The 2316-nt window shown below is 78.4% G+C and carries 2 protein-coding genes; both read right to left on the reverse strand.

Going from position 1 to position 2316, the window contains the following annotated elements:
- On the reverse strand, positions 1 to 1456 hold a 1456-nt coding region (gene murC, locus AC5FZL_RS16465), incomplete at its 3' end, for a UDP-N-acetylmuramate--L-alanine ligase (protein WP_493619957.1).
- Positions 1453 to 2316: UDP-N-acetylglucosamine--N-acetylmuramyl-(pentapeptide) pyrophosphoryl-undecaprenol N-acetylglucosamine transferase (locus tag AC5FZL_RS16470; protein ID WP_493619958.1), on the reverse strand; the 864-nt coding region annotated here is incomplete at its 5' end. The genes AC5FZL_RS16470 and murC, both read right to left, overlap by 4 nt.

Here is a 2316-nt window from a genome sequence, read left to right on the forward strand (position 1 = left end):
CCGCTCCGGGGACGGGTGCGGGCACCGCCTCCGGGTCGGCCTGGGGCTCCGCCAGGAGGGACAGCACCTCGCCGGCCACCATGGTCACGTCACCGGCGCCCACCGTGAGCACGAGGTCGCCCCGGCGGACCCGCGCGGCGACCTCGGGGGCCACCGCCGACCACGACGGCAGGTACGCCACCTGGCCCGGGGGCAGGGCCACGCGGTCGGCGACCAGCGCGCCGGTCACGCCGGGCACCGGGTCCTCCCGGGCGGCGTAGACGTCCATGACGAGCACCTGGTCCGCCCCGGACAGCGCGCGGGCGAACTCCTCGGCGAAGTCCATGGTGCGGCTGTACAGGTGCGGCTGGAAGACGACGAGCAGCCGGCCGTCCCCGGCCACCTCGCGGCCGGTCGCCACCGCAGCGGCGACCTTGGCCGGGTTGTGGGCGTAGTCGTCGAAGACGCGCACGCCCCGCGACTCCCCGCGCGCCTCGAAGCGGCGGCGCGTGCCGGTGAAGCCCTCGAGGCCCTCGCGGGCCAGGTCGTCGGGGACGCCGAGGGCGACGGCGGCGCAGTGCGCGGCGGCGGCGTCCAGCACGTTGTGCCAGCCGGGCACCCGCAGGCGCACCCGGTGCTCACCGGCCGCGCTGTGCAGCGTGAAGGCGATGCGCCCGGCCGCCGCGGTGGGCCGGTCGACCCGCACGTCGGCGTCGAGCGACTCGCCGAAGGTGACCACGCGGCCCCCCGCGGCGCGCACGCGCGCGGCCAGGGCCGCCGAGCCGCGGTCGTCGGCGCAGGCCACGAGGGTGCCGCCGGGCTCGATCCGCGCCGCGAAGGCCTCGAAGGCCGCCTCGAGCGCGTCGACCGTGCCGTAGTGGTCGAGGTGGTCGGGCTGCACGTTGGTCACCACCGCGACCTGCGGGGAGTAGACGAGGAACGAGGAGTCGGACTCGTCCGCCTCGGCCACGAAGACGTCGCCGCTGCCGGCGTGGGCGTTGGTCCCGGCGCCGACGAGCTCGCCGCCGACGGCGAAGGAGGGGTCCCACTGCGCGTGCTGGAGCACCACGGTGAGCATCGAGGTGGTCGTGGTCTTGCCGTTGGTGCCGGCGACGGCGACCACCCGGCGTCCGTGCATGACCGCCTGGAGCGCCTGGGAGCGGTGCAGCACCCGCAGGCCCGCCGCCCGCGCGGCGACCAGCTCGGGGTTGCTGTCGCGGATCGCCGAGCCGGCCACCACGGTGCTCACGCCCTCCAGGCGGGCGGGGTCGAACCCCACCTCCACCCGGCCGCCGAGGGCGCGCAGGGCCGCCATCACCGGGACGTCCTTGGCGTCGCTGCCGCTGACCGCCACGCCGCGGGCCAGCATCACCCGCGCGATGCCGGACATGCCGACGCCGCCGACGCCGACGAAGTGCACGGCCCCGAGCTCCTCGAGGGCGGGGACGGGGGCCGACAGGTCGAAGCGGGGGCTCATGCGGCACCGCCCCGGCGCGCCGGGGCCGGGCCCGCGGCGGCCCGCAGCACGAGGTCGGCCAGCCGCTCGTCGCCGTCCCGGACTCCGGTGCCGGCCGCGGCCAGCGCCATCGCGTCCAGGCGCGCGGGGTCGGCGAGCAGCGCGCGCAGGGGGCCGCGCACCCACTCCGCGGTGACCTCGGCGTCCTCCACGAGCACCCCTCCCCCGGCGGCGACCACGCCGGCGGCGTTGAGCCGCTGCTCGCCGTTGCCCACCGGCAGCGGCACGTAGACCGCGGGCAGGCCGACGGCGGACAGTTCGCACACGGTGCCCGCGCCGGCCCGGCACAGCGCCAGGTCCGCCGCGGCGTAGGCGAGGTCCATCCGGTCGGTGAACTCCAGCACGCGGTAGACCGCGCCGTCCGGCAGGCCCTGCGGGCGCACCGGCTTGCCGGCGCCGGTCAGGTGCAGCACCTGCACCCGCGCACCGCCCGGCCCGGGCGCCAGCAGGTCGGCGGCGGCGGCCTCCAGGGCCGTGTTGAGCCGCTGCGCGCCGAGGGAGCCGCCGAAGACGAGCAGCGTCGTCGCGGCGGGGTCGAGGTCGAAGTGGGCGGCCGCCGCCGCGCGCTGGGCGGCGCGGTCGAGGCCGGTCACCTGCGGGCGCATGGGCATCCCGGTGACGACGGCCCGGGGCAGCGGGGTGCCGGGGAAGGTGACCGCCACGTGGCGGGTCAGCCGGGCGCCGAGCCGGTTGGCCAGCCCCGGGCGGGCGTTCTGCTCGTGCACGACCACCGGCACGCCCAGGCGCCGCGCGGCCAGGTACGCCGGGGTGGCCACGTAGCCGCCCAAGCCCACCACGACGTCGGCGCCGTCGTCCCCGAC

Source organism: Quadrisphaera sp. DVD1 (assembly GCF_058932755.1).